This window comes from Streptomyces sp. NBC_01433, from assembly GCF_026340105.1.
Classification (GTDB): domain Bacteria; phylum Actinomycetota; class Actinomycetes; order Streptomycetales; family Streptomycetaceae; genus Streptomyces.
The window spans coordinates 759,165-785,358 of the sequence record NZ_JAPEPM010000001.1; the positions used below are offsets into that span (position 1 = coordinate 759,165).

24 protein-coding genes are annotated in these 26,194 nt (G+C 71.9%); 13 read left to right on the forward strand and 11 right to left on the reverse strand.

Features of this window, described 5'->3' with window-relative positions; genetic code table 11:
• Positions 1-99 precede the first annotated feature (99 nt).
• The gene (locus OG413_RS03240; RefSeq protein WP_266802894.1) at positions 100-1,539 is read right to left on the reverse strand and encodes a glycosyltransferase; all 1,440 of its coding nucleotides are present in this window, start codon (positions 1,537-1,539) and stop codon (positions 100-102) included.
• 152 nt (positions 1,540-1,691) lie between these two features.
• Entirely contained in the window at positions 1,692-1,913 is a 222-nt protein-coding gene (locus OG413_RS03245) for a hypothetical protein (RefSeq protein WP_266802895.1), read from the reverse strand.
• A gap of 187 nt (positions 1,914-2,100) precedes the next feature.
• Here OG413_RS03245 and OG413_RS03250 point away from each other — a divergent pair, with 187 nt between their 5' ends.
• Positions 2,101-2,499 (forward strand): DUF4440 domain-containing protein, encoded by a 399-nt coding sequence (locus tag OG413_RS03250; protein ID WP_266802896.1) that lies wholly within the window; start codon positions 2,101-2,103, stop codon positions 2,497-2,499.
• 199 nt (positions 2,500-2,698) lie between these two features.
• On the opposite strand, the gene OG413_RS03255 is transcribed toward OG413_RS03250, so the two are convergent.
• Entirely contained in the window at positions 2,699-3,121 is a 423-nt protein-coding gene (locus OG413_RS03255; RefSeq protein ID WP_266802897.1) for a hypothetical protein, read from the reverse strand.
• Positions 3,122-3,364: 243 nt separating this feature from the next.
• Here OG413_RS03255 and OG413_RS03260 point away from each other — a divergent pair, with 243 nt between their 5' ends.
• From OG413_RS03260 to OG413_RS03270, 3 genes are all read left to right on the forward strand, one after another.
• Positions 3,365-3,664, forward strand: a complete 300-nt coding sequence (locus OG413_RS03260; RefSeq protein ID WP_266802898.1) for a hypothetical protein — start codon at positions 3,365-3,367, stop codon at positions 3,662-3,664.
• A gap of 111 nt (positions 3,665-3,775) precedes the next feature.
• On the forward strand, positions 3,776-4,600 hold the full coding sequence (locus OG413_RS03265; protein WP_266802899.1) for an SDR family NAD(P)-dependent oxidoreductase: 825 nt from the start codon (positions 3,776-3,778) through the stop codon (positions 4,598-4,600).
• A gap of 68 nt (positions 4,601-4,668) precedes the next feature.
• The gene (locus OG413_RS03270; protein WP_266802900.1) at positions 4,669-5,757 is read left to right on the forward strand and encodes an alpha/beta fold hydrolase; all 1,089 of its coding nucleotides are present in this window, start codon (positions 4,669-4,671) and stop codon (positions 5,755-5,757) included.
• Between the two features lie 287 nt (positions 5,758-6,044).
• Here the strand turns inward: OG413_RS03270 and OG413_RS03275 are convergent, their stop codons facing one another.
• Positions 6,045-7,511 (reverse strand): DHA2 family efflux MFS transporter permease subunit, encoded by a 1,467-nt coding sequence (locus OG413_RS03275; protein ID WP_266802901.1) that lies wholly within the window; start codon positions 7,509-7,511, stop codon positions 6,045-6,047.
• A gap of 146 nt (positions 7,512-7,657) precedes the next feature.
• Here OG413_RS03275 and OG413_RS03280 point away from each other — a divergent pair, with 146 nt between their 5' ends.
• The 5 genes from OG413_RS03280 to OG413_RS03300 all read left to right on the forward strand — a co-directional run bounded on the left by OG413_RS03280 (position 7,658) and on the right by OG413_RS03300 (position 12,254).
• Positions 7,658-8,416, forward strand: coding sequence for a TetR/AcrR family transcriptional regulator (locus OG413_RS03280; protein ID WP_266802902.1), 759 nt, complete (start codon positions 7,658-7,660; stop codon positions 8,414-8,416).
• 2 nt (positions 8,417-8,418) lie between these two features.
• Positions 8,419-9,126 carry an SDR family NAD(P)-dependent oxidoreductase gene (locus tag OG413_RS03285; RefSeq protein WP_266802903.1) on the forward strand — a complete coding sequence of 236 codons (708 nt, stop codon included), beginning with the start codon at positions 8,419-8,421 and terminating at the stop codon, positions 9,124-9,126.
• A 203-nt stretch (positions 9,127-9,329) separates the two neighbouring features.
• Positions 9,330-9,845, forward strand: a complete 516-nt coding sequence (locus OG413_RS03290; protein WP_266802904.1) for a helix-turn-helix transcriptional regulator — start codon at positions 9,330-9,332, stop codon at positions 9,843-9,845.
• Positions 9,846-9,969: 124 nt separating this feature from the next.
• Positions 9,970-11,088, forward strand: coding sequence for a DUF1266 domain-containing protein (locus OG413_RS03295; protein WP_266809858.1), 1,119 nt, complete (start codon positions 9,970-9,972; stop codon positions 11,086-11,088).
• On the forward strand, positions 11,085-12,254 hold the full coding sequence (locus OG413_RS03300) for a DUF1266 domain-containing protein (RefSeq protein ID WP_266802905.1): 1,170 nt from the start codon (positions 11,085-11,087) through the stop codon (positions 12,252-12,254). Before OG413_RS03295 ends, OG413_RS03300 begins: the two co-directional genes overlap by 4 nt.
• Before the next feature lie 157 nt (positions 12,255-12,411).
• On the opposite strand, the gene OG413_RS03305 is transcribed toward OG413_RS03300, so the two are convergent.
• From OG413_RS03305 to OG413_RS03320, 4 genes are all read right to left on the reverse strand, one after another.
• Complete coding sequence (locus OG413_RS03305) at positions 12,412-13,293, reverse strand: SDR family oxidoreductase (RefSeq protein ID WP_266802906.1); 882 nt, start codon at positions 13,291-13,293, stop codon at positions 12,412-12,414.
• Entirely contained in the window at positions 13,290-13,631 is a 342-nt protein-coding gene (locus OG413_RS03310; RefSeq protein WP_266802907.1) for a DUF952 domain-containing protein, read from the reverse strand. The genes OG413_RS03305 and OG413_RS03310 overlap by 4 nt, the downstream gene beginning before the upstream one ends.
• Positions 13,632-13,862: 231 nt before the next feature.
• A complete protein-coding gene (locus tag OG413_RS03315; RefSeq protein WP_266802908.1) occupies positions 13,863-14,855 on the reverse strand; it encodes an NAD-dependent epimerase/dehydratase family protein in 993 nt (330 codons plus the stop codon).
• A 149-nt stretch (positions 14,856-15,004) separates the two neighbouring features.
• The gene (locus tag OG413_RS03320; protein ID WP_266802909.1) at positions 15,005-15,958 is read right to left on the reverse strand and encodes a LysR family transcriptional regulator; all 954 of its coding nucleotides are present in this window, start codon (positions 15,956-15,958) and stop codon (positions 15,005-15,007) included.
• A 394-nt stretch (positions 15,959-16,352) separates the two neighbouring features.
• On the opposite strand from OG413_RS03320, the gene snpA reads away from it, so the two are divergent.
• A complete protein-coding gene (gene snpA / locus OG413_RS03325) occupies positions 16,353-17,027 on the forward strand; it encodes a snapalysin (protein WP_266802910.1) in 675 nt (224 codons plus the stop codon).
• A 179-nt stretch (positions 17,028-17,206) separates the two neighbouring features.
• Here the strand turns inward: snpA and OG413_RS03330 are convergent, their stop codons facing one another.
• Positions 17,207-17,575, reverse strand: coding sequence for a GntR family transcriptional regulator (locus tag OG413_RS03330; RefSeq protein WP_266802911.1), 369 nt, complete (start codon positions 17,573-17,575; stop codon positions 17,207-17,209).
• A gap of 2 nt (positions 17,576-17,577) precedes the next feature.
• On the reverse strand, positions 17,578-18,549 hold the full coding sequence (locus OG413_RS03335; protein ID WP_266802912.1) for a DUF1648 domain-containing protein: 972 nt from the start codon (positions 18,547-18,549) through the stop codon (positions 17,578-17,580).
• Positions 18,550-18,687: 138 nt separating this feature from the next.
• Between OG413_RS03335 and OG413_RS03340 the strand changes: the two genes are divergently transcribed.
• Positions 18,688-20,001, forward strand: coding sequence for a hypothetical protein (locus tag OG413_RS03340; RefSeq protein ID WP_266802913.1), 1,314 nt, complete (start codon positions 18,688-18,690; stop codon positions 19,999-20,001).
• A complete protein-coding gene (locus tag OG413_RS03345) occupies positions 19,998-20,618 on the forward strand; it encodes a hypothetical protein (protein ID WP_266802914.1) in 621 nt (206 codons plus the stop codon). The genes OG413_RS03340 and OG413_RS03345 overlap by 4 nt, the downstream gene beginning before the upstream one ends.
• On the opposite strand, the gene OG413_RS03350 is transcribed toward OG413_RS03345, so the two are convergent.
• Positions 20,563-22,746, reverse strand: coding sequence for a tetratricopeptide repeat protein (locus OG413_RS03350; RefSeq protein WP_266802915.1), 2,184 nt, complete (start codon positions 22,744-22,746; stop codon positions 20,563-20,565). The genes OG413_RS03345 and OG413_RS03350 overlap by 56 nt on opposite strands.
• Positions 22,747-22,966: 220 nt before the next feature.
• Here OG413_RS03350 and OG413_RS03355 point away from each other — a divergent pair, with 220 nt between their 5' ends.
• Positions 22,967-26,098, forward strand: coding sequence for a BTAD domain-containing putative transcriptional regulator (locus OG413_RS03355; RefSeq protein WP_266802916.1), 3,132 nt, complete (start codon positions 22,967-22,969; stop codon positions 26,096-26,098).
• Positions 26,099-26,194: the final 96 nt, after the last annotated feature.

Sequence of the window (26,194 nt, forward strand, 5' to 3'; positions counted from 1 at the left end):
GCGGTTCAGCGGCGGTGGTTCAGGGGCGGGGTTCAGGGGCGGGGTTCAGGGGCGGGGTTCAGGGGCGGGGTTCAGGGGCGGGGGTTCAGGGGACGTCGGTCAAAGGCTGTCGGACTTGACCGCCGACGGCTCGGTGCGGCTGTCGTCCGCCCGGTCGGCCTGTGCGTCCGGGCCCCGGCCCGACGTGATCGCCCATCGGGCCAGCAGGAAGGAGAAGGGGGTGACGAGCACTCCCGCGGCCAGGGCGGCGAGGTTCTTGTCCATGCCCAGACCGCTGACCGCGAGATGGAGCAGGGCGCCCGATGCCACGAGGTTGATGACACTCGACAGGGGATAGCGCGCGAACCCGCGCCACGTCGGCTTCGTCCCCACCGTGATGTAGGAGTTGAGCAGGAACGAACCGATGAAGCTGACCGTGAAACCCACGGCGTGGGCGGCCAGATACGGAATCCGCTGGTTCAGCACGTAGTAGACGGCCATATACACCGCCGTGTTCACGCATCCGATCAGCACGAAGGAAGCGAACTGGCGCATGGTGCGCGACCGGCCGGACGCGAGTTCGCTCAGCTCCCCCGTGGCGACCGGTTCAGGTTTTCCCGGCAGCTCCGGGCACGATTCACTTGTTTCCCTGACGACATAAGGGGGGCGGTGTTTCGCCTCGTGGTAAATGCGCCCCACGTATTCGCCGATGACTCCGAGCGTGACCAGCTGAATTCCGCTGAGCGCCACGACGGCGGTGAGGAGGGTGGCGTAACCGGGTGTCTCCGCACCGTTCAGCAAGACGTTCACGATGGTCCACAGGGCATAGGCGAGTGCCGATACGAAGACCCAGAATCCGGTGTAAATAGCCAGCCGCAAGGGGCGGTTGTTGAAGGACAGCAATCCATCGATGCCGTAGTTCAGCAGCCTCTTGCTCCCCCATTTCGACTGCCCGGCCGCGCGTTCCCGGTTCCGGTACCGGAAGCTGACCGTATCGAAGCCGATCCAGGAGAAGATCCCCTTCGAGAAGCGATTGCTCTCCGGAAGCGAGAGCACACTCTCCACAGCCCGTCGCGACAGCAGCCGGAAATCCCCGGAGCCGTCCAGGACTTCCACGTCCATGCAGCGGCGGACCAGTGCGTAGTAGGTGTGGCTGAGGGCGTTGCGCAGCACTCCGTCGCCGGTCCGGTCCCGTCGCGGAATCACCTGGTCGTAGCCGTGCCGGTGCAGTTCCAGCATGCGGGGAATGAGTTCGGGCGGGTGCTGGAGGTCCGCGTCCATCAGCACGACCGCGGCGCCCCGGGACATACGGAGTCCGGCGAGCATGGCGGCCTCCTTGCCGAAATTCCGGCTGAAAGCGGTGTACCGGACGCGCTTGTCCAGCGCCGCGAGGCCGCCCAGCAGTGCGCGCGTCCCGTCGGTGCTGCCGTCGTCCACGTAGCAGATTTCCAGCTCGCTGCCCAAGGGCCCCAGGGCGGTGATCAGCGCGGCGTGAAAGGTCTCGATCGCTTCGGCCTCGTTGAAACACGGCACCACGACCGTCAGCTGAAGGGCGGTCATTCTCACGCTCCCCGAAATCGGCTGACCGCCTGTCTCTTGGTGACACGGCCCCGTCCACTGTGCGGTCTTCCGCCATTCCGCCCAGCCATACGGACTCCGAACGCGCGGAACCCTTCTCCTTTTCATACGAACAGCGCACGCGGCGCCGCGCCTCAGTTCGTGTACCGGTGCGCCTCGCCGCCCCGCCACTCGACAAGAGCCGGGGTGTCCAGGGCCCGGTCCGGGTCCTCCAGCCCGGCCTCTTCGAGGAAGGTGACGAGGTCGTGGTCGCTGTGCGCAATCCCGAGCGTTTCCGACCGACCGTTGATGTGGACGGTCACCAGTCGGCCACCGGCCGACGTCGGGGCGTGGATGAGTATCGGGGGATTCGCCATGCCACCAGGCTGGTCCTTGAGGGAGATCTCCGCATCCGGCGTGGTCCGGTCGCGTGACGGGCCCGCCGCCCGTACGGCCTCGTGCGCCCGGTCGGCCGGTTGTGCCCGCAGGGTCGGTCCACGAGGTCGATCCGCAGGGTCGGCCCGCGGCGTCGGTCCGCGGCGTGCCGGGTGCTACCGTCCCGCCATGTCCAAGACCGAGATCGACGCGGTGACCGCCGAGTTCTTCGGCGCCTTCGACAACCGGGGCGGCCAGGTCGCCGACGTGGCCCGGATCCGTCGGCTGATGCTTCCTGGCGGCGTGATCGTCAAGACCGGCCCGGACTTCACCGTCCAGACCGTGGAGGAGTTCATCGAGCCTCGCCAACGGCTGCTGTCCGACAGTCGGCTGGTCGAGTTCTCCGAGTGGGAGACCTCCGAACGGACCGATATCGCGGGCGACATCGCGTCACGGTTCGGTGAGTACCGCAAGTCCGGAATTCTGGACGGGGAGCCGTACGAGGGCGGCGGTACCAAGACCATCCAGTTCGTTCGTACCTCCGCAGGCTGGCGGATCTCCGCGGTCGCCTGGTACGACCGGCCCTGAACCGACCTGAACCGACCTGACGGTCAACGCGGGCTCCCGGCGGTTCATCGGCGCGATCGGCCCTCGGTCCGTGTCGGCGAAGTCCTGCCGGTCGTCCATCTCGTACCGCGCCACCGCCGCGCGGTTCGCGGCGGCGGTGGCGGGTGTGGCGGGTGTGGCGGGTGTGGCGCCCTAGGCGCTCAGTCCGTACGCCGGCGCCTCAGATCTTGCCGTCGGGCCTGTAGGTGCTCAGGGACCAGATGACGAAGAGCCCGATGGCGATGGTGATCAGGGCCCAGATGGGCTGGTACGGCAGGAACATGAAGTTGGCGATGACGCTGAGTGCGGCGAGGGCGATACCGACGCCGCGCGCCCAGGTGGATGCCTTGAGCAGTCCGTAGCCGGTGATGACCAGGATGATGCCGAGGATCAGGTGGATCCAGCCCCAGCCGGTCAGGTTGAACTTGAAGATGTAGTCGCCGAACCGTGTGTAGATGTCGTCCTTCGCGATGGCGGCGATGCCCTGGAAGATGCCGAGGATGCCGTCGATGAGCAGCAGGACACCGGCGAACACGAGGCCGCCGGTGGCCCAGGAGTTCGCCGTGGACGACGGTGTCCGGTGCTGCTGCGCCGAGTTGCTCATGGGAGGACCTCCATAGTCCGGTCGACAAACCCTGACATTCCGGGTGCGGTCTACGAACCCTGAGGTTCCGCCGCCCGGCGGCGCGTGGCCAGCCGGACGCGGCCATCCGGGTGAAACCGGCGGGGATGCGTGTACGGGTGGTCGAGGTGCTGGGCGGCGGCGGCCGGGGTCACGGAGGCGGGGTGCGGGCCCGATGGCGATGGCCGGGCCCGCGAGGGCGCGGAGGCCGAACCGCCCCGGTGGATGACGGCCATCACTACCTTCACCCCCGCCAAGTCCGCCGGCCCGGCGGCGGCGCTGTCGGGGCTGCGTCCGGGCGAGTTCAGCCAGCTGGCGGAATCCCTCGCCGCCGCCCACTTCCTGGAGTTCCGCGACAGTCACGACGGCCCGGCGTTCGCGGCCCCGGTGCCGACCCGGCCGGCGCCGCCCGGCCGGACGAGGCCGGGCCGGCGGCACCCCCCGCGCGAGGTCACCACCGGCACGAGGGGCGGCGGTGGCCACGCCGCCCCGGGCTCGCCCGTACTGGCCGGGGCGCCGCAGTGAGCCGTCCGCCGCGCCCCACCCTTCCCGGCCATACGCTCACGCCTGTTGCATGGGTCACATCAGACCACTAGATTGAACTCACTGGTTCAATTAGTGGCAAGGAGACTCCTGGTGAAGAACATCGTGATTCAGGGCGGCACGGACGGGATGGGCCGGGCCCTGGGCCTCGCCCGTCTGCACCGTGGCGACGCCGTCCTCATCATCGGGCGCGGTGCCGCGAAGGGGGCGTCCTTCCTCGCCGAGGCGGACGCCATGGGCGCCGGGGAGCGGGCCACGTTCGTCCAGGCGGATCTGAGCCTGATCAGCGAGAACCAGCGGGTCATCGACAACGTCTCGGCGCGATTCCCCACGCTGGACGCCCTCGTGCTGTGCGCACGGCACTACCTCTCCGCCCGCCGCGAGACGGCGGAGGGCATCGAGGGCACCTTCGCCCTGTTCTATCTGAGCCGGTTCCTGCTCGGCCACGGTCTGCGCCCGCTGCTGGAGAAGGGTGAGCAGCCGGTCATCATGAACGTGGCGGGTCCGGGAAGCCCCATGGGCGAGATCCACTGGGGCGACCTGGAAATGAAGCACGGCTACAACGGGCTGGTCGCCCAGATGCAGGGTGGCAAGGCGAACGACCTCCTCGGTGTCGCGTTCGCGGAGGAGTACGGGACGGGCGGCACCCGGTACGTGCTGTTCAACCCGGGCAGCGTGTCCACCAGCTTCTCCGGCGAGTACGACCCCGCGACGAAGGCCCACATCGAGGGGATGAAGCGGATGGCGAAGCCGGTGGAGGCGGGCATCGCACCGATCCTCACCGTCCTCGACGCCCCGCCCGCCGAACCGGTGAGCGCCTTCGTCGAAGGCCGGCGGATCCGGCTGACGGACAAGTCCTTCGACACGCACAACGCGAAGCGGCTCGCCGCCGCGACCCGGGAACTGCTGGCACGCTGACCGGAGAACCGGGAACCTCCGGCCGCTGACCGGAGACCCGGATCCTCCTCACCGAATCGGAGCTTCCCGTGACCCAGCCCCTCACGCCCCCGCCCCCGGTGACCGGCCCCGGCGCCCCGGCCGCATCCGGCGGGGTATCCGGCGCATCCGGCGCTCCCGGCGCTCCCGGCACGCCTGACGCCCCGGTAACTCCCGCCGCCTCCCGCGCTCCTGACGGCCCCGTTGCTCCTGACGCTCCTGGCACTCTTGACACCACCGTCGCCGGGATCGAGCTGGACGCGGACGGCCTCACCCTCTCCGGGCTGCTGGCCCTCCCCCGTACAGCGGACCCCAGGGCCGTGGTGGTCGCCCTGCACGGCGGCGGGATGCGTGCCGGGTACTTCCACGGGCAGGCCGATCCGGCCACCTCGCTGCTCTCCCTCGCCGCCGACTGCGGCTACGCGGCCCTCGCGCTCGACCGGCCCGGCTACGGACGCTCGGCGCGCGAGGCCCCCGACGGGATGGGACTCGCCGGACAGGCGGAGCGACTGCGGGCGGCGCTGGCGGCGTACGGGCGCGAACATCCCACCGGGGCGGGCTTCTTCCTGGTGGGGCACTCGCTGGGCGGGAAGGTCGCGCTGGCCACCGCGGCGGGCTGGAGCACGGACGGACTCCCCGGCACGGACGGACTCCTGGGCGCGGACCGGCTCCTGGGGTTGGACGTCTCCGGTGTCAGCGACCGGTGGGCCGTCACCCCCGGGCGGCTGACCGGCACGGACGGGCGGCAGCGGCACACTCTGCACTGGGGGCCGCCGTCCCTCTACCCGCCCGACACGTTCCGGCTGGCCCGGCCGCTGATCGCGCCGATGCCCCCGAACGAGGCGGCGGAGGCGGCGCGTTGGCCCGGAACGTACGCCGAACTGGCACCCTCGGTACGGGTCCCGGTGCGCCTCACGTTCGCGGAGCACGAGCGCTGGTGGCACATCGACCCGCCGACCCTGGCGGCGATGACCGCGCGGCTCGGCTCACCCCTGGTGCGTACCGAACACCTGGCGGACGCCGGACACAACATCAGCCTCGGCCTGGCGGCCCGCAGTTACCACCTGCGCGTCCTCGCCTTCCTGGAGGAGTGCCTCGGGCGCTCGCGGCGGCCGGTGCCCGTGCGAGGGGGCGGATGACGCCGCCGCACCCGCCGGGAGCCCTGCCGCCGCACCCGCCGCGGGCCCCGCCGCCGTCGTCACCGTCCTCGTCCGCCGGCTCATCTGCGGACCGTCTTGAACCCGACGCCCCGGCGGAGCGAGCCGGTCCGGTCCGCGTCCCCGCGGGCCGGACCGGCCGGGCGGCTTCCGGAAGACCGCTTCAGGACCGATCGGACCGCTTCCGGACGACCGACCGCCTCCGGACCGACCGGACCGCCGAGCTCTTCCGGACGGCCGACCGTCTCCGGACCGCCTCCGTGCCTCTCTCACGCGCCGCCGACGGGCTCCTTCGCGGGGGTTCCCCCGGGCTCCGCCGCCGCGGCGGGCACGGCCTCGGGCTTGCCGGGCAGCAGCGGCGTGGCGATCAGGATGACCACACAGACCGCGGTCACGAACCAGTAGACGTTGTGGAATCCACTGACCGCGTCGGCCTGATTCCCCTTGTCCGCCCCGGCCGTCGCGAGGATCAGGGTGACGAGGGCTACGCCGAGCGCTCCACCGAGCTGGTTGAGGTTGTAGAGCACCGAGCTGCCCTGCGGCACCTTCTCCGGGGGCAGCGTCCGGTAGAGCGCGCCCATGGTGGGCGCGCCGACGGCGCCCAGGCCGAGGCCGACCGCGAAGGCACCCAGCGCCGACCACAGTTCACCGCTGTCGCCGCCGATGCGGGTGAGCGCGAAGGCGCCGAGCGCCGCGATGACCGCGCCGCCCTGGGCGAGGCTGCGGGCCCCCATCCGGTCGCTGAGGCGTCCCGCGAGCGGCATGGCGAGTGCGGAGCCCAGGCCCAGCGGCGCCACGAGCAGCCCGGCCGCGCGGGCACCGTGTCCGTGCAGCAGCTGGTAGTAGAGCGGCAACGCGAACAGACCGGCGTAGGTGGCGAGTCCGACGAGCCCCTGGACGGTGACGCTCGCGGCGAAGCTGCGGCTGCTGAACAGCCGGACGTCGATCAGCGGCGGGATGCGCCGGGCGCGCAGCGCGTGGAGTACGTAACCGGTGAGCAGGACCAGGCCGATGGCCAGCGGGACGAGCACGGACGGCGCCGCGAATCCGGCGTGTTCGCCTGCCTGGGTCAGGCCGAGCACCATGGCGGCGAAGCCGGGGGCGATCAGCGCGAAGCCGGTGACATCCAGCCGGGTGCCGGACCGCGCGCCGGCCGGGTCGGCCGGGATGACCCGCATCGCGAGCAGGAAGGCCACGATCCCGATCGGCAGGTTGATGTAGAACATCCAGCGCCAGTCCAGGGATTCGAGCACCACCCCGCCGAGCACGGGTCCGAGGACCGGGCCGAGCGACAGCACCACTCCCATCATGCCCATGACACGTCCGGCCCTGCTCGGACCCGCCGCGCGGGCCAGGATCACCAGGACGAGCGGATCGAGCACGCCGGAGCCGAAGCCCTGCACGATCCGGAAGACGATCAGACTGCTCAGGTTCCAGGCGAGTGCGGACGCCAGCGAACCGACCAGGAACAGCACCAGTCCGAACAGCCACAGCCGCCTGACGCCGAACCGGCCGATCGCCCAGCCGGTGACCGGGATGGTGACGGTCAGCGTGAGCAGATAGGCGGTCGAGGCCCAGCTGATCGACGTCAGCGAGGTCGTGAACTCCTGGGAGAGCGTGTCGGCCGCGACGGCGACCATCGTGCTGTCGAGGATCCCCATGATCCCGCCCAGCAGGACCACGCCGATCAGTTGCAGCAGCCGGGGATCCAGGCGGCCATCCTGCGCTTTGGACATAGTCGCAACTCCATCGGGAATGACATGGAACATCACTTGAACCATTCGGTTCAACATAACGGCCGCCGCCGTAGCCATGCAACCGTGACGTCCAGAACACTGCACTCATCGGTTCAATTTTCGAGTTCCGACGGTACGATGGAGGGGTGACTGAACCCAGAACCTCTCCCGCGCCACGGCGAGACACCTCACGCGGACGCATCGACAAGCGGAGGGCCATCCTCGACGCCGCCCTCCGGGTCTTCGCCCGCGAGGGATACGGGCAGTCCTGCGTGCAGGAGATCGCGGCCGAGGCGGGCGTCGCCAAGCCCACCGTCCACAACCACCTCCGTGACAAGGAGTCCCTGTTCCGCGAGTCGATGGAGACCGTCGCCGCCCGCACGTTCGGCCGCAGCCTCGCCGCGCTCGAAGGACTGCGCGAACCGGGGGACGACGTACGCCCCGCGCTGGAGCTCACGGGCCACCGTCTCCTGCGCTCGCACTCCACCGAGGAGTCATGGGCGCTGCGCCGGCTCATGCACGCCGAGGCCACCAGGTTTCCCGAACTGCTCGACGTCGTACTGCGCGAGGGGGCTCAGCGCGTCAAGGACACCCTCGCGGACCGGCTGGCCCGGCTGACGCTCTCCGGACGGCTGCGGAACCGCGATCCGGACCCGGCGGCGGAGCAGTTCCTCGCCCTGCTCATGGGGCCGATGGAGATGCGTTCCCGGCTGGGCACCCGGCAGGTCCCGGACGGTGAACTGCGCACCGTGGCGAGGGCGGCGGTCGACACGTTCCTGCACGCCTACGCCACGGAACCCACGACCGATGAGGTCGCCATCGGTGTCGGCGCCGGTGTCAGCGGCATCAGTGCCGGTGTCAGCGGCGTCCGTGTCAGCGGCAGTGGCTCTTCCGGGAGGGCGTGACCATGACGACCACGCTCATCACCGGTGCCACCAGGGGCCTGGGGCTGGAGACGGCCCGGCGCCTGGTCGAAGCGGGCCACACCGTCCATCTGGGCGCGCGGGACCTCGACCGCGGGCGGGAGGTCGCCGCCGCCATCGGCGCGCACGCCGTGCTCCTCGATGTGACCAGCGACGACACGGTACGGGCCGCCGCGGCCGCCGTCCGCGAGCGGAGCGGGCGCCTGGACGTCCTCGTGAACAACGCGGGCATCACGGGCCCCCTCAAGGAACCCGGCGAGATGACGGCCGACGACGTACTCGCGGTCTACGAGACCAATGTCCTCGGGGTCGTACGGGTGACCCAGGCGTTCCTGCCGCTCCTGGAGGCCGGTGAGTCCCCGGCCGTGGTGAACGTCAGCAGCGGACTCGGCTCCCTCACGATCGCCGCCGCGCCCGAGCGCTACCGTCCCCTCCTGCCCGTCTACTACCCGAGCCTCGGCTACAACTCCTCCAAGGCCGCGCTGAACATGCTCACCGCGCAGTACGCGCTGACGTACCCCGCGATCCGCTTCAACGCGGTGGACCCCGGCTGGACGGCCACCGACCTGAACGGCCGCACGGGCGTCCTGACGGTCGAGGAGGGGGCCGAGGTCATCGTGCGTACGGCGACGGCGGGAGCGGGGAGCCCCACCGGCGGCTTCGTCGGAAATTTCGGCCCCGTCCCGTGGTGACGCGCCCCACGAACAGAATTGGGCGGCCCGGGCCTCCTCAACGCCCGGGAGGACCTCGCCGCCCTCGGGCTGACCTCCGACGCGTACGAGACCCAGCGGCCGGCCCTCCGGCCGCAACCCCATGTCGTCGTCCTGGAGCCGTTGCAGACGCCGGGCGCCGCGGTACGCACCGTGCGGTCCCTGCGCCGTGCGGTCCCTGCGCCGTGCGGTCCCCGCGGCCTCGGTGCCAACGGCGCCCCGCCGTACGCGCCCTCGCGCCCAGCGCCGATGAGGACTCCGCCGGCCGGGAGGCCGCCCCGCTCTCGCCGCGTGAGTTACGGGTGGTGCGGAGCGCCGCCGCCGCCATGACCAACCAGCAGATCGCCAGCAGCCTCGGGATCACGACCGGCACCGTCAAGCACCATCCGCACGCCGCCTTGCGCGAGTTGGATGCCGTCTCCCGGCTCGACGCGGTGGCGAAGGCCCTCGCGTCCGGGGCCATCACCGCGCCCGTGCCCGCCGGACTGCCCGACTGGGCGGACGCGCACCCGGACGCCTATCCGGCGGCGGGGTTCGCCGCCGGAGGCGAACCCGGCGGGCGCGCACCCGGCGGCGAACCCCGCCGCGGCCCCCGGCTGGGAGAACCGCGCCGCCTGACCGGGACGTCGGCGCCGACCCCGGACGGCGGCGTGTACCGGATACCGAGTGCCCCGCGCCGCCGTCCGGCGGCCGTTTCGTAGGATCGGGCCCGTGACCACGGGGACCGGGGCGGGGACAGGGGCGGGGCCAGGGCCGCACGCGTACAGCGGCGCCGTAGGGCCGACGGAACCGGACGCCGGGACCGGCGGCCCTCCGCCGACGGACATCGAACGACAACTGTACGAGGCCACGGCGCGCGGCGGCGCGGACGCGGTCCTGGACGTGCTCTCCCGCACCCGGCTCTATGTGCTGGTCCCCCGGCTGCACGCCGACACCCCCGGCTTCACCGCCCCGCTCCCCTCGTTCCACGACCCCGCGACCGGCCGCGCCTGTGTCCCGGTCCTGACCCCGGGCATGCTGCCGCCCTGGCATCCGGAGTGGGTGTTCCGCCGGACCCGGCTCTCCGAACTCGCCCTCGCCTGGCCGCAGGACCGCCGGTGGCTGGCGGTCAACCACGGCACGCCGTACGCCGCCGTCGTCGAGGCCCGGACCCGGCACCACCGGGCCTGGCTCAAAGCCGACGCACGGTCGGGCGGGCCGCAGGCCGGTCGCCTGCTCACGCACAACGGCGGGCCGCTGCTCGGGCCGCTCGCGCACGGGCTGGCCCTCGGCGCCCATCTCGCCGTGCACAACGGCCTCGTCTGGAACGGTCTCGGCGCCGTCTACGAGGACTACCCGACGGACAAGGCCCGGCTGCGCAGCCCCTGGGGTGTCCACCACCGCGCCGACTACCGGGACACACTCGACTCCCTGATGAGGACCCGGTTGGCCGGGCGGGTCCACGAGGGAGTGCTGCGGACCCGGTCCGCTCTCGTCACCCGGCTCGGCCGGACCCCCTCGCACCAGGAGTGGTCCGACGCCGTCACCGGTCCACCGGCCGCACACCGCGCGGACCCGGAGGATCTCGCCGGGGTCGAGCGGTCGCTGCGGCTCATCGTGCGGTACGAGGACCTGTTCCGGGCCGAGGGCTTCCTCGCGCCGGACGGCCGGATCGACACCCTGGCCGCGTTCGACCACGGGCGGGCGGTCAACGTCGTACGCCTCGCGCTGGGGGCCCGTTACTGCGAGCCGCACGAGGCCGAGCGGGCCGTCCTGCGGATCGGCGAACTGGCCCGGCGGGCGTACGGCTCGTGGGCGGACTTCTCGCTCGGCTACTGCCTGACCCGGCTGATCCACTTCGACGGGGACGAGGGTACGGGGGTCACGGTCCAGGAGTCGCTCGCCCAGCACCGCATCCTCACCCAGGACCCCATGAGCCCCTACCGGAACATCCCTTGGTCATGAACCCGCACCCGCAGGCCCCGCACCCGGCCTCCTGGTCACCGCCGTCCGAGACCGAGCAACTGCTCCACGAGGCCGGGCTGCGCGGTGACATGGAAGCCCAACTACGGGTCCTGGCCGGGGCGGAGCTGTACATTCCGGCGCCGAAGGCCGCGGTCGACGCCGACCCCGGGACGATCACCTGGCGCCCGCACCGGGACCCTGCGGGCTACGTCTGCATGCCGGTGCTCACGCGCGGGATGCTGCCGCCATGGCATCCGGACTGGGTGTTCCGCGGTGTCTCGCTGCGGTGGATCGCCGAGTTCGACTGGCCGGACCCGCGGGAACTGCTGGGGGTCAACGTCGGTACACCGGCCCAGCTCCTGCTGCCCACCGCACCCCCGCACCGGGCGATGTGGCTGCGCTACTACGCGGAGAACGACCGCCCGGACGGGGGCAGACTGCTCGCGCTGCGGCACGGCGCGCTGCACGGGCCGCTCGCCTACGGGCTGGCCTGCGGGGTGCATCTGGCGATCGGCAACGGGGTTCCGTGGAACGAGATCGGCACGGTCTTCCGCGCGTACACCCAGGAGCGCGCCCAGCTCCGCGATTCCTGGGGAATCACCGATCACGCGGGCTGGCAGAAGCAGTTGAACGCCCTGCTCGACGCCCGGAACAGCCCGCCGGAACCGGACTTCGTCCTCCGCGCCCGCGAACAGCTGCGGGCCGTGTACGGCGAGCCGCCCTCGGCCGATCTCTGGCGCGAGACCGCCGCCGGGCACGCCCAGGACATCGGGGCGGACCCCGACGACGTCCGGGGCATCGAGGAGCTGGTGCGGCGGATCATCCGGTACGAGGCCCGGTTCCGCGCGGACGGCCTGCTGCCGCCGGACGGCAGGGTCCGCAGCACGGTCGCGTACGACTACGGGCGCGCCGTGAACCTCGCCCGCTGGGGGCTGTCCGCCCGGTACTGCACCCAGGCCGAGGCGGAACAGGCGATCGTGTACGCCGGGGCGCTGAGCAAGTCCGCCTACCGCTCGTGGGAGGAGTTCTCGGCGGCGTACGCGCTGGGCAGGGTGCTGCGCTTCGACGGGGAGAAGTACGGCCCGTTCTACGAGCAGAACGTCCTCGCCCACCGTCTTCTGACGGCGAGCGAGGGCAGCCCCTGGCGCCATATCCCGTGGCGCTGACCCCGCGCCGCCGTACTCCGGCCCCGTCACGCCCGGCGCCGTCGCGCCCCGGCCCGTCAGGTCCCGGTCCTTCATGTCCCGGTCCGTCGCGTCCCGGTCGTCACGTCCCGGTTCCTCAGGCCTGCGGTCTCAGGGTCGCGGTCTCAGGCCCTCGGTCTCAGGCCCCGGCGAGCAGGTGACGGTAGCTTTCCGGGTGCTCCTCCAGATAGGTGGCGAGGCTCTTGGCCGGGTGCCCGGTGAGGGCCGGTACGGCGTCCGAGACGGCTGCCATCTCGCCCGTCGCGATGGCCTCGTAGGAGGTGACCCAGCCGGCCACCTCCCAGTCCTCGGCCCCGTATCCGGCACGGGAGGCGTATGCCTCCTCGCGGGTCTCGGGGACGTAGCGGACGGCCCGTCCGGCGAAACGGCCGAGCACCTCCGCCGCTTCGGCCAGCGTGAACGCCTCGGGCCCGGTGAGGTCGTACACCCGGCCGTCGTGGACGGTGCCCTCGTCGAGCAGTACGGCGGTCGCGGCATCCGCGATGTCCTCGTGCGCGACGGCCGCGACCCTGCCGTCACCGCCCGGCCCGCGCAGGATGCCGTCGGCCCCGGTCATCGCCGGGAGCCCGGCCAGATACCAGCTGTCGCGCAGGAAGGTGTGGCGCAGCCCGCTGGTCCGGATGTGCGCCTCGGTGTGCCAGTGGTCGCGGGCGAAGGTGAACGTGGCGTCCGGCGCGGCGCCGAGGAACGACACGTACACGATCCGTTCGACGCCCACGGCGACGGCCGCGTCCACCGCCGTGGTGTGCTGGCCCACCCGGTCGGGGCTTTCGTGCGCGGAGACCAGGAAGAGGGTGTGCGCCCCGTCCAGGGCGAGGCGCATCGCTTCCGGGTCGCCGTAGGGGGCGGCGGGTGCGTGGACCGCGCCGGGCAGGTCCGGCAGCCGGGACGGGTCGCGGCCGAGCAGCCGGACGGGGACGCCGGTGCGGGCGAGCCGCCGGGCGACCCGTCCGCCGACCGCGCCGCTCGCTCCGGTCACCGCGATGAGGGGGCCGTTCACTGGGTTTCGTCTTCCTCTCGTTGCCAGGGACGCACGTCCACGACGGCGTCCACCGGAAGCGGTCCGTACAGGTGCGGAAACTCCTCGCCGCCCGGCGCCATGGCCTCGTACCGCACGGGGACGGTGAGCCGGCCGGGATCGATGACCAGGACCACCAGGCCCCGGTCGTCGGCCCCGTAGAGCATCCGTGCCACACCGGCGAGCTGGTGGGGCAGCGAGCAGTGGATGAAGCCTTCCTCCTGGAGGGTGCGGCCGCGGGTGGACATCTCGTACGTCCCCTTCCCGCGCGCCGCCTCCCACAGGGGTTCTTCGGCGAGGTGCAGCAGCAGTTCGGTCATCGGACCACGTTAGGACCATTCCGGCGACCGGCGACGCGGCGATGCCGCCGCCATGGCCGCCGTCTTCGCCGCCTCGGGTCCCTTACCGCTCCCCTGCGCCTGTTCTCCCATGCCGCGCAATATGCATCTTTGCCGACAAACCCTCCGGAAGCCACGCCGGATATGCCGGGTTCATGGGGCCATAGGGGCCATGGGGGTCATGGCCGCGCCGTACGCCGGTACTCCGGTGGCTCAGCCGGCCAGCAGCTTCGCCTCGGTCGTCGGATCGAGGCCGACCCGGGGCCGGTCCGGACGCTGCGGGGCGCTGCCACCCCGCTCGCACAGCCAGGCCCAGGTGTCGGCGACCGTCTCCCCGACCGGCCGGCAGCGCAGCCCGGCGTCGTACGCCTTGGTGTGTCCGCCCTGGTACAAGGTGTCGTAGAGCTCACCGGCGGGCAGCCAGACCGGCAGGTCGCTCCAGGGTTCGACACCCGCCGCGAGCAACGTCCCGAGGGCGGTCCAGCGCAGCTCGGCCGTTGAGCCCGTGACCCGCACACAGGAGTCCAGCAGCTCCCCCATCGTGGTGTGGCCGGGGCGGCTGACGATGTTGTACGCGCCGTTCAGGCCGCGTTCCGCGGCGTCCAGGACCCAGTTCGCGAGGTCGCGGGCATCGATGTACTGGAGGGCCGTGTCCCGGGGGCCGGGGGCGATGACCGGTCCGCCGCGGGCGATCCGTCCGAGCCACCAGGGCAGGCGGCCGATGTTCTCGCCGGGGCCGATGATCAGGCCCGCGCGGGCCAGCAGGGCGCGGTCGCCGAAGGCGTCGAGCGCGGCCAGCTCGCCGCCGCGTTTGGCCAGGGCGTACGGGACGTCGTCACCCGCGTCGGGGCTGGCGCCGGACACCAGCGGACCGTCCTCGCCGAGACCGGCCGGGGCCGGGTACTCGTACACGGAACGGCTGGAGATGTACGTGTAGTGCCCGGCTCTCCCGGACAGCAGCCGGGCGGCATCCCGGACGGCCGACGGCGCGCCGCTCCAGGTGTCGACGACCAGGTCCCAGGTGCCCTCGGCCAGGGCGGCCAGGCCCTCCGCGCCGCGCGTCCGGTCGCCGGTCAGCGCGGTCACGCCCGCCGGTGGCGCGTGGTGGCCGCGGTGGAAGACCGTGACCTCCCAGCCCCGTTCCCTCGCCGCCTCGGTGACGGCGCGTCCGACGAATTCCGTACCGCCCAGCATCAGTAGCCTCATGCTGGTGACCCTGCCCACAGGGCCCCCCGTCGGGAACACCACCACGCTGTCAGCAGAACCGGGAACCCTGCGCCCGGCCTGCCCGGACCGCCCGCATGCCCGGACCGCCCGGCCTGCCCTGCCACCCCTTCCACCACTGCCGCCCCGTGTCAGGGCGTGCGCGCCAGCGGGCTGCGGTGGCGCAGGAGCCACTCGTGGTAACCGGCCGCCTGCCGGGCGGCCTCCATATAGGCGGCCTCCAACTCCCCGTACACCGCTTCCGTGTCGGCCCCGGGCCGCGAGACCAGCAGCAGCCGTACGGCGAGCGGGTCATCGCGCAACGGGCGGATCGCCATGTCCTCGCGCGGCCCCGAGGTGGGCTGGCAGGGAGCGACCGCCTCGCCGAGCACGACCAGTGAGGCGGCGGTGAGGTAGTCGCCGTGCAGCACGGGCGGGTCGAGTCCGGCGGCGCCGAGCACCCGGCGTACGCCGTCCCACTCGCCGTCCACCGACGGGTCGACCATCCACCGGTCACCGGCCAGGTCCCCGAGGTCCACCACCGGGCGGCCGGCCGCCGGATGGTCGCGGGAGAGCGAGATGAACTGCGGTTCGCGGTCCAGGAGTACGCGCTGCGCCAGGCCCTCCGGGATCGAGAGCGGGCTGCCCTCCACCTCGTGCACGAAGGCCACGTCGAGGCGGCCCGCCTCGACGGTGCGCAGCAGCACGTGGGCCGAGACGTCGACCCGCAACGTGAGGTCGGTGCCGGGCAGCCGGACCCGCAGCCTGCGCAGCCAGCCGCCGAGTACCCGGCTCGCGGTGGATCCGATGCGCAGCCGCGGGCCGCGGGGGCGGGCGGCCTCCGCCTCCGCCAGCGCGTCGCTGACCAGGGCGCTCATGCCGTCGACGAGGGGGCGGGCCCGGCTGAGGACGGCACGGCCCAGCAGGGTGGGGCTACAGCCGGTCCGTTCGCGCTGGAACAACTCGGCGCCGAGGGTGTTCTCGATCCGCTTCAGCTGGGTGGTCAGGGAGGGCTGGCTGACGCCGAGGCGCCGGGCCGCTTGATGCAGGCTTCCCGTCTCGGCAATGGCGCAGAGCGCCCTGAGGTGTCTCACCTCAAGCTCCATAGCGCCGAGAGTATGGCGGCCCGCACTCCGGGCACCAGACGGCACAACCCCACCAAAGGGCGGCAATTCAGCGGGTGTTGGGGCGAGGTAAACGTGCCGATGCGGTGCTGTTCCGGTGCGCGTGGCAGGGCTGGTGCATGCGCGTAACACGGCGGGGGGCTCGCGCGTGACACAGCGGGGGCACGCGGGTGACGCGGCGGGGGCGTGCGCGTGACACAGCGGGGGCGCGCGGCAAAGGGTCGGCGGGTGGGCGATAGGGCGGCGCTATCGCCGGTTGACATCATCCGCCCGGGACCCGTGCGCCCCCACACTCTCCCCGTACCGCACCCGTGCCGAGTCCGCTCACCGGACACCCCCGCGGCACGGGTTCATCGGACAGGTAGGAGAACCCCCCATGAGACACCCCAGGACAGTCTTCGCGTCGGCCGTCGCCGGCATCGGTTTCGGGATCGTCGCCGCGCTGGGCACCGCCCCCGCGATCGCCGCGGCTCCGGCGCCCGCCGCGCCTTCCACCACCGGCACTCAGGCGAGCATCGCCGCGTACACCGGGTCGAGCGAGAACGCCGCCGCGAACCGGGCGTTCTTCGACGCGGTCGTGAAGTCCGTCGCCGAGAAGCGCGCCGCCAACCCGGGCACCCAGGCGGTCACGGTCATCTACAACGCCGCCAACGCCCCGAGCTTCAGCAGTCAGATAGCCAGCAGCGCGCAGATCTGGAACAGCTCCGTCTCCAACGTCAAGCTCCAGCAGGGTTCCAACGCCGACTTCACCTACTACGAGGGCAATGACTCGCGCGGCTCGTACGCGAGCACCGATGGCCACGGCAACGGGTACATCTTCCTCGACTACGCGCAGAACCAGCAGTACAACTCGACCCGGGTCACGGCACACGAGACCGGGCACGTGCTCGGCCTTCCGGACCACTACTCCGGGCCGTGCAGCGAGCTGATGTCCGGCGGCGGCCCCGGCACGTCCTGCACCAACCCCTACCCGAACGCGAACGAGAAGTCGCGGGTGAACTACCTCTGGCAGAACGGCTTCGCGGCCGCGCTGGCCCGCGCCACCTCCTGACCCCACACCGCACCGGCCGCCGGCCGGACCACCACCCGGGGTCCGGCCGCCGGGTTCCCCCATGCCACAAGGGGCCGCTCCGTCGTCGGAGCGGCCCCTTGTGGGGTGGTACGGGCACGGCCGGGCCGCGCCTCCGGGACGTACCCGGATCGGTACGCCCCTGACCAGGGCTTCCCGGATCAGGGCTTCTTCGGCCCGCCCAGTTCGGTACGGACGAGTGTCAGCAGCTCCTCCTCCGTCATCCCCAGCTCGCGCGCGTCCGCGACCACTTCGCGTACGCGCTCCAGCAGCCGGGCCCGGTGCGGCGAGGCGCCGCCGGTGACCACGGCACCGCGGCCCCGGCGCAGTTCGATCAGCCCTTCCTCCCGCAGCCGCTGGTAGCCGCGGAGCACCGTATGGACGTTGACGCCGAGCGATTCCGCGAGCACCCGGGCGGCGGGCAGGCGTTCGCCCGGGGTCACCACGCCGTCGGCGACGGCGCGCCGGACCGATGCGGCGATCTGGTCACCGAGCGGCACGGTGGACGTGGGGTCGACCCGGAAGAGCATGGTCAGCGCCCCGCCCGGTGCCGGTCGGCGAGGGTGTTCAGGAGTGCCGCCCCGGTCGCCGAGTCCTCGACGGTGACGGCGAAGTCGCGGCCGCTCGCCAGCCTGGCCACGATGGCCTCGCCCGAGCGGATGATGACCCCGCTCCGGCCGGGACGGATGCGATAGCCCCATCCGCCGTACTCGGCAAGGGCGTTGACCTCCCGGCTGCCGGCCGACTCGATCCGCTCCAGCGGCACCCGGACGCGCGGCCAGGGCAGCAGCCCGGAGACGGTGAGGCCGCGCCGGTCCACGGTGACGTAGGGCCGGGAGAAGGTCAGCAGCAACAGGCCGAGGACCAGCGGCGGGAGCGCGGCGAGCCATCCGGCCGCGAACAGGAGGGCGACCGCGGCGGCGAGCAGCGCGAGGGTGGACAGCGGCAGCCACCAGGAGCCGGTGCTGCGCGCCCAGCCCGCGACCTCCCCGTCGGCGAGCGCGATCCGCTCGCCGGACAGCGGGTCCCGGCCCGTTCGCGGGTCCTGCGGCGCCGGGACCAGCCGGGCGAGCAGCAGTCCGAGCCCACCGCCGAGGGCCCCGGCCCCGAGGGCGGCGCCGAGCTGCCACCACGGAAACCCGCCGGCCGGGGCTCCGTCGGCGGCGTCCACGTTGACGAACAGCACCGCGGCCAGCAGATAGCCGAAGAACGCGGCGATGGCGTACCCGCCGGCGACGGCCCAGCCATGGGCCCGGTCGTAGAAAGTGCCCCTGGCCACCGTCCAGGTCCACAGGACGCCGAGCACACCGAACAACAGGACGGTATTGACGACGAACCAGGTCCGGCCGATGTGGCCGTCGGCATCGCCGGTGGCGTCGAAGTGGGCCGCCAGCCGATCGGGCAGCCGGTCCGCGAGGACGGCGAACAGGATCAGGTCGACGGTCAGCGCGAGCAGAAAGGGAAGGGCGGCAAGGGTGCTGCGGCCAAGGTTCTTGCGTGTCATGAAAACCTCCGTTGTTCGCATGCTAGTAGAACAATGCGAGCGCAGCAAGGTTCCGGCAAGCGCCGGGCAAGCCTTCGGCGCACCGGGCGGGGCACCCACCGGTCACGGCTACGTTCGACTCCGAGACGGGGGAAATCGATGTCTGCTGTGAAGAGGCCCGTCGGCCTCGTACCCGCCCGCTCCCGCCCGCCCGTGCAACCGCTGCGGCCGACGCCGCGTGAACACCGCGATCCCGGCCAGTGGGTGACCCTCACCGGCTGCCGGAAGGTGCTGATGGTCGTCCACACCGAGGTGTACGGGCAGCGACTGCGGGATCTGCTGCCGCTCGTGGAATCCGACCTGCGGATCCAGGTGGCCTTCACCATCGCGCCGCACGCCTTCAACGCCGGCGCCGTCCGTTCGCTGCCCGCTCGGGGAACCACCGTGATCCCCTGGGAGGAGGCGGTCCGGACCGAGTTCGATCTCGCGCTCGCCGCGGGTTCACAGGGCATGGAGCAGGTGCGTGCCCCGCTGATCCGGATGCCCCACGGCATCGGCCACATGAAACTGTCGCGGGCCGCCGACGGCCCGGAAGGGGCACCCCGGACCGTCGGCGGCCTGGGCAGGAAGTACCTGATGCGGGACGGCAGGGTGGTCCCGAGGTCCATCGTCCTGGCGCACCGCGAGGACCTCGCGGAGCTGGGGAGGTGGTGCCCGGAGGCGCTGCCCGCGGCGGAGGTGGTCGGCGACGCGAGCCACGACCGCATCACGGCCAGTCTGCCGCTGCGGGAGCACTACCGCGGTGCGATGGGGCTGAAGCCGGGACAGCGGCTCCTGCTGGTCTCCTCCACCTGGGGGACCGGCTCCTCGTTCAACCGGCTGGACGCGCTGCTGCCGCGACTGCTGGCCGAACTGCCGCGCGACGAGTACCGGATCGCGCTGCTCGTCCACCCCAATGTCTGGTCCGGACACGGCCATTGGCAGGTGCACGCGTGGCTGGAGGCGTTCCGGCGGCGCGGGATAGCGATCGTGCCGCCGGAGGCGGACTGGCGTGCCGCGCTGATCGCCTCGGACTGGCTCATCGGCGACCACGGCTCCGTGACGCTGTACGCCACCATGACCCGGGCGCGCATCCTGCTGGCCCGGTTCCCCGAGGCGGACGTCAACCCGCTGTCGCCGGGGGCGGAACTGGCCAGGACCGCCCCGGCGCTCTCCCCCGCGCACCCGATCACCGAGCAACTCGCCTACGCGGACGCCGAGTACCCGGCCGCGGAGTACGCACGGATCGCCGCCCGGATCTCGTCCGAGCCCGGACGGTTCAATCAGCGGATGCGCGGGGTGCTGTACCGCATGCTCGGCCTCGGCCAGCCGGCCTTCGCTCCGGTCACCCGGCCGCTGCCGCTCCCCGCACCGCTGGGTCTCGCCCCTCAGGCGGACCCTTGGGGAGCCGACGGAACGGAGATCTCCGCATGAACGGCGAGACCGACGGGGCCGAGCGTGCTCACGTGAACGGCAAGACCGACGGGGCCGGAGGTACCCATGTGAACGGCGAGACCTGCGTGGATGAAGGGACTCTCGTGAATGGCGAGAACCCAGTGAACGGGAGCGAGGACGGCAGGCCCCTGTGCGTCGACCTCGACGGCCCCGCCGGCGAGAGCTGGCGACAGTGCGCCGACGTCCTGCGCGGCGCCCGGCCCCGTCCGGCCCGTGAGGCCGCACGGGTCGCCCGCCGGGCGCTGGTGCGCTACCCCGGCTGTCTGCTGACCGTCGTGAGCCGCACCGACGGCGGCTGCACGACGGCCTCCTGGCTCGACGGCCGGCCGAGCGTGCGGGTGTACGCGCCCGGCCGCGTGCGTCCGGAACGGGGCACCACCCGGCTCGTCGCGCAGCTGTACGCGAAGCTGATCGAAGAGACCGCGCCACGCCCGGCCCCGACGGAGGCAGCACCGCGCCCGGCCCCGGCAGTCGCTCCGGCCCAGGCAGTCGCTCCGAGCCAGGGCTGCCGTACGGCCCCGGCGCGTTCCGGTGACCATGTCACCCGGCCGCTTCTCCCAGGCGGCCCTCCAGACGCCGGACATCGTCCGCGCTGACGGATGCGTAACGGGCCAGGGACTTCTCGTACCAGCCCCTGGCCTCCGCGCCCTCCCCGCGCTCGGCCGCCGTCTCGCCGAGCATCTCCAGCACCCGGCCCTGCCAGTGCACGGAGCCCGTCGCCTCGAACTCCCCCAGGGCCTGGGCCAGTTCCTCGGAGGCGCGCGCGAAGTCGCCCACCCCCGCTCGGGCGCGGGCCAGGTGGGCGAGTGCGCGGGCGGCATCGTGCGCGTCCTGTACGTCGAGGAGTACGGCGCGGGCGCGCACCAGGTGGCCGAGCGCCCGCCCGGGGTGGCTCTCCGCCAACTCCACGTCTCCTAGGCACAGTTCGGTCAGGCCGACGCCCCGCCGGTAACCGGCCGCCTCGCGCAGTGCGAGCGCCCGGACGAAGAAGGACCGGGCTTCGGTGAGCCGCCCGGCGAGCCGGTGGGACTGGCCCACACCGTGCAGGGCCTGGGCCTCGGCGACGGAGTCCTGATCTCGCCGGGCGGCCCCGGCGGCCTGCGTGAACCAGGCGACGGCGTCGTCGTGACGGCCCACGTTGCGCAGCCCGGTCCCGCCGGAGGTGAGCATCCGGCTCTCCCCCTGCGGGTCACCGGCCCGCCGGGCCGCCGCCAGTCCCGCTTCGTGCGCCTCGATCCAGAGGTCGTACGGGCGCAGCCGGAGGAAGAGCGGCCACATGGCGTCGGCGAGCTGCCACACCGCGGCGTCCCATCCGAGGTCGGCCGCTTTCCGTAACACCGCCATCAGGTGCGGCCGTTCCGCGTCCAGCCACTTCAGCGCACCGGTCGCGTCGTAGAAGGGCGGCGGCTGCTCCCGGTCCGAGGCGTAGTCCCTGCGCAGGGTGCGGTGGCTGGGCGACAGCAGGGCCTCGGCGGCCGTGGCGGTACGCAGATACAGGTCCACGACGCGGCGCACCGTCCGCAGCCGGTCCTCGGACGTCTCGTCCGCCTCGGCGAGTGCCCCGGCGTGCGCCCGGACGAGGTCATGGAAACGGAAGCGGTCCAGTCCCGTCACGGGGTCCGGACCGAGGTCCTCCAGCAGGTTCACCTCGGCCAGGGCGTCGACGATCCGGTCCGCCTCCACCGGGTCGGCCGCGCACGCCGCGGCGGCGACCCCGACACTGAAAACGGACACCGGCAGCACACCCAACTGCCGGTACCCCAGGGCGAGATCGGGCGTCAGCAGTCGGTACGAGGCGTCCAGCGCGGCCCGCACCGCGGGCTCCCCCTCGACCTTGAGGGTGTCCAGGCCGCCGTCCCCGCCCAGGGCCAGAGCCATCGCGGCGAGCGGCTGCCGGGGGCGTACGGCCATCCGGGCCGCCGCGATGCACACCGCCAGCGGCAGACCCGCGCACCGTGCCGCCACCTCACGCGCCGCCTCGGGTTCACGGCCGACCCGGTCGGAACCGATTCTGCGGCTCAGCAGCTCCACGGCGTCATCGGCGTCCAGCACCCCCAGCTGCTGGAAGACCGCGCCGTCCACCGCCAGTCCGGCGAGCCGGAACCTGCTGGTGACGGCCACGAGGCTGCCGTCGGTGCCCGGCAGCAGGGGGCGCACCTGGCCCGCGCTCACCGCGTTGTCCAGCATCACGGCGATCCGGCGGCCCGCGGTACGGGTACGCCACAGGGCGGCCAGTTCACCGAGCCCCTGCGGCGCCTGTGTGAGCCCGAGGGCCCGCAGGAACTGCGCGAGTATCTCCGCGGGCGGGGCGGGGCTGCCCGCCGCGGAATGGCCGCGCAGGTCCGCGTAGAACTGCCCGTCGGGGAACTGCTCGGTCAGGCCGCGCAACCAGCTGGACGCGAGGGCGGTCTTCCCCACTCCGGCGGGCCCGCTGATCACCGCGAGCACGGGTGCGTCCGGTAATCGGCCCGACATCCGGCGCAGTGCACCGAGTTCGCGCTCGCGGCCGAGGAAGTGCGGTGGTGCGGGGAGCAGTTGACGGGCCGTCGCGACGGTCGGCTCGGGCGCGGCGTGGAAGTGGACTCCGCCGTGGATGCCGTGGGCCTGGACGACGGGACCGGTGAGGGTGGCGTCGCCGCTGACGGTGTTGTCCTGAATATTCGGACCGCGAACGCCGCCCTGGCCTCCGCCTGCCGTGTGGCCGGACCCCGGTACTGGTTCCATATCTGCCGCCTTCCCCCGTATGCGCCACCATGTACTTGCCCGCGGTCTCCGGGTCGGCCCGGGGTTTACCCCTTTCTTGGTCCTCACAGACCAAAGTCCTTTACACATTGAACATTTGAGCCAAGATAATCGATCATTCGATGCCACCTTTTGATCAAAGTTGGCATCGTGTCATCCTTTGGCTCTTGCTTGGGTATACGCCTCGACACGGACGTCAGCGGTGGGTCGTGGCGACGACGGACTGCCGTGGCCGCAGACCGGCGCACGGCGGCACGAGCGGAACAGCCGGGCCGAGCACGGACCGGCGATGGGGGCGCTGGTGGAATTCGAGATCCGCATCCTGGGGTCGATCGAGTTACGCGTGGACGGGCGGGGTGATCCCCTCGGCACGGCCAAGGAGAGAGCGATGATCGCCGCGCTCGCCGTCGACGCCGGCCGCCCGGTCGCGCTGGACTCCCTGATCCACCGGCTGTGGGACGACACCCCGCCCGCCAAACCCCGGGCGAGCCTGCATGTGTACGCGGCGAGAATCCGCCGCAGGCTGGGCGAGAGGGCGGGCGAGCGGACCCGCATCGTCCAGCAGGCCCACACGTACAGTCTCCTGGTCGATCCCGACAGCGTGGACAGCCACCGCTTCCAGCGCCTGACCGCCGAGGCGCTCGCCCGGTCCGACGACGGTGACGGGCCCGGGGCCCTGGCCCTCCTGCGCGAGGCCGACAGCCTGTGGCGTGGCGATCCGCTCTCGGGGATGCCCGGCCTCTGGGCCGAGAGCGTCAGGACGAACCTGCTGGAAAAGCGCCTCGCCGCGACATTGGCCCGCGTCGGCATCGAACTGCGTACCGGGCGATACGCGGAGCTCGTACCCGACCTCTCCACCCTCTTCGAACTGCACCCCACGGACGAGACCCTGGCCGGCCACCTCATGGTCGCGAACTACGGCTGCGGCCGACAGGCCGACGCGCTGCGCACGTTCGACACCGTCCGGCGCCGCCTCGGTGAGGAATTCGGATCGGATCCGGGCGAGGCGCTGACCAGGCTCTACCAGCTCATCCTGAACCGGGTGCCGGTCTCCGGGCTGCTGAGCGGACCCGAGCCGGTGACCACCGCCCCGCACACCCTGCCCAGCCACGGCGACCTCGTGGGCAGGGACCGGGAGATGCTCACCCTCCTCGCCCGTCCACCGGCGGGCTCGGTGATCGCACTCCAGGCCATCAGTGGCATGGGGGGCGTGGGCAAGACCCTCCTGGCTCTCCACGCCGCCCGCGCACTCGCCCCGCACTACCCGGACGGACAGCTCCACCTCGACCTGAGCGCGCACACCGCGGACGGACACCCGCTGAGCCCCGAGTCCGCACTCACCCGGCTGCTGAGGAACTTCGGCGTGCCCGTCACGGATCTGCCGGACGACCTGGAGGGGCTGGTGTCCCTGTGGCGCACCCTGCTCAGCACCCGTCGCTCGGTGATCGTCCTCGACGACGCGGCGGACGCCGAGCAGGTGGCCCCGCTCCTGCCGGGCACCTCCGAGTCCCTGCTCATCATCACCAGCCGCCGACGGCTGACGGGGCTGCCGGGCATCCGCTCGCTCTTCCTGGACGTCCTGCCGGCCGACGACGCGAGCACACTGTTCCGCAGGCTGGTGGGCGCGGAGCGGACCTCGAACCTCGCCGAGGTGGCGGACATCGTACGGCTGTGCGGGCACCTTCCGCTTGCCGTGGAGATCGCCGCGGGCAGGCTGGACTCACGCCCCTCCTGGACCACTTCCCACTTGATCGAAAAACTGTCGCGCGAACACGGACGCCTCAATGAAATCCGGGACGGCTATCGAAAGATCGCCGGAGTGTTCGAGATGTCCTACCACACACTCGGGACCGAAGAGCGAACGATCTTTCGACAGTTGAGCCTGCATTTTGGGCCGGATTTCACCCCGCACTCCGCCGCCGCGCTCACCGGGCTTCCACTGGAGGAGACGGAACGCGTCATGGATTCCCTGCTGGACGCGCATCTCCTCCAGGAACCGGCCCCGGAACGCTTTCGCTTCCATGATCTTGTGGGTGAGTACGCACGAAGCCTGAGCGCGACGGAGGACCGATACGAAGGTCAGCTCCCGGCCGTGCGAAGGATGATCGACTTCTATGTCCTCGCCGCCGAGAAGGCCGACCGGCTGATCTATCCACGGCGCCTGCGAGTAGATATCGCGGAAGCCGCACCGGAGTTCACCCTGCCTGAATGGCGGGACACCTCGGCCGCCCGGAACTGGCTCGTACAGGAACACGGCGCCCTCGTCGCGGCGGAGCACCGTGCCCGCGGCAACGGCCTCACCCGCCAGGCCGCACGCCTGGCCCACGCGCTCGCGGCCCACCTGGACGAGGAGGGCTACTGGGGCGAGGCGAGGCCGATGCACACGGCCGCCGCCGAGTTCTGGCACGAGAGCGGCGAACACCGCCCGGAGGCCATCGCGCTGATCGATCTGGGTACGACGCTGTCACGGGCCGGCCGTTACGAGTCCGCCCTCGCCGCCGGTCACGCGGCCATGCGGGCGGCGGGCACACTGGACGATCCGGCGACGGATGCCGAAGCGCGTCATCTTCTCGGCGTCATTCACTGGAATATGGGACAGCTCGACGAAGCTCTCTCCTTCCAGAATCAGACCCTGGAACGACGGCTCAGGTCGGGTGACATATGGCAGCTCGCACGGACCAGGAACAACCTCGGCATCACCCACCTCTATCTCGGAAACCACACGACATCAATGGAATTCTTTGTCTCCGCCCTGGGCGGATTCCGTCGGTCGGGTGACGCACGGGAAGAATTCAATGTGCTCAACAATCTCTCGGATCTCCACTTCCACACCGGCGACCGTGAATCCGCACGACGACTGCTCAAGAAATCCCTGTCGAATCCCCGGCTGGCGGGAACCCCTTTGGCACGGGCCACCGGGCAGGTAAATCTGGCGAACACCATGGAAATGCCCGAGGAGGCGGAAGCGGCGCTGGATCTCTATCGCGAGGCGCTGCTGTCGTTCCGGCAGCTCGGCGACCGGCGCAACGCGTCCATCACCCTGCACCGGATGGGCGTCGCGTTCGAGGAGTCCGGCAACGACGACCAGGCGGTCGCCCACCACGAACGCGCCCTCGACCTGGCAACCGGCATCGGCGCGGGACATGAGCGCATGCTCGCGCTCCGGGGCATGGCCGCGGCGGAGCGGCGGCTGGGCCGCACGCGATCGGCCGCGCGACATCTCGCGGAGGCCCTCACCCTCGCCCAGCACATCGGCGCCATGGACGAGGCAGCCCGGACGCAGGCGGAATTCGCCGCTCTGCAAGCGGAATCCGAAGGCGCCGGAACAGAGTGACAGGGCCGAAGCGGGAATACCAAGAAGTTTCCGCTGGACTTGATCGCCCGTGCGCGTATGGAGAGTATGAGGACTCGGCACGAACGTTGCCGAAGA

Excerpts from the sequence above, each read along its gene's own strand:
- OG413_RS03310 (WP_266802907.1), bottom strand. The coding sequence starts at position 13,631 with ATGACCGAACTGCTGCTGCACCTCGCCGAAGAACCCCTGTGGGAGGCG.
- OG413_RS03300 (WP_266802905.1), top strand. The coding sequence starts at position 11,085 with ATGAACCCGCACCCGCAGGCCCCGCACCCGGCCTCCTGGTCACCGCCG.
- OG413_RS03260 (WP_266802898.1), top strand. The coding sequence starts at position 3,365 with ATGACGGCCATCACTACCTTCACCCCCGCCAAGTCCGCCGGCCCGGCG.
- OG413_RS03320 (WP_266802909.1), bottom strand. The coding sequence starts at position 15,958 with ATGGAGCTTGAGGTGAGACACCTCAGGGCGCTCTGCGCCATTGCCGAG.
- OG413_RS03245 (WP_266802895.1), bottom strand. The coding sequence starts at position 1,913 with ATGGCGAATCCCCCGATACTCATCCACGCCCCGACGTCGGCCGGTGGC.
- OG413_RS03335 (WP_266802912.1), bottom strand. The coding sequence starts at position 18,549 with ATGACACGCAAGAACCTTGGCCGCAGCACCCTTGCCGCCCTTCCCTTT.
- OG413_RS03315 (WP_266802908.1), bottom strand. The coding sequence starts at position 14,855 with ATGAGGCTACTGATGCTGGGCGGTACGGAATTCGTCGGACGCGCCGTC.
- OG413_RS03250 (WP_266802896.1), top strand. The coding sequence starts at position 2,101 with ATGTCCAAGACCGAGATCGACGCGGTGACCGCCGAGTTCTTCGGCGCC.
- OG413_RS03285 (WP_266802903.1), top strand. The coding sequence starts at position 8,419 with ATGACGACCACGCTCATCACCGGTGCCACCAGGGGCCTGGGGCTGGAG.
- OG413_RS03340 (WP_266802913.1), top strand. The coding sequence starts at position 18,688 with ATGTCTGCTGTGAAGAGGCCCGTCGGCCTCGTACCCGCCCGCTCCCGC.
- snpA (WP_266802910.1), top strand. The coding sequence starts at position 16,353 with ATGAGACACCCCAGGACAGTCTTCGCGTCGGCCGTCGCCGGCATCGGT.
- OG413_RS03240 (WP_266802894.1), bottom strand. The coding sequence starts at position 1,539 with ATGACCGCCCTTCAGCTGACGGTCGTGGTGCCGTGTTTCAACGAGGCC.
- OG413_RS03330 (WP_266802911.1), bottom strand. The coding sequence starts at position 17,575 with ATGCTCTTCCGGGTCGACCCCACGTCCACCGTGCCGCTCGGTGACCAG.
- OG413_RS03350 (WP_266802915.1), bottom strand. The coding sequence starts at position 22,746 with ATGGAACCAGTACCGGGGTCCGGCCACACGGCAGGCGGAGGCCAGGGC.
- OG413_RS03275 (WP_266802901.1), bottom strand. The coding sequence starts at position 7,511 with ATGTCCAAAGCGCAGGATGGCCGCCTGGATCCCCGGCTGCTGCAACTG.
- OG413_RS03345 (WP_266802914.1), top strand. The coding sequence starts at position 19,998 with ATGAACGGCGAGACCGACGGGGCCGAGCGTGCTCACGTGAACGGCAAG.
- OG413_RS03255 (WP_266802897.1), bottom strand. The coding sequence starts at position 3,121 with ATGAGCAACTCGGCGCAGCAGCACCGGACACCGTCGTCCACGGCGAAC.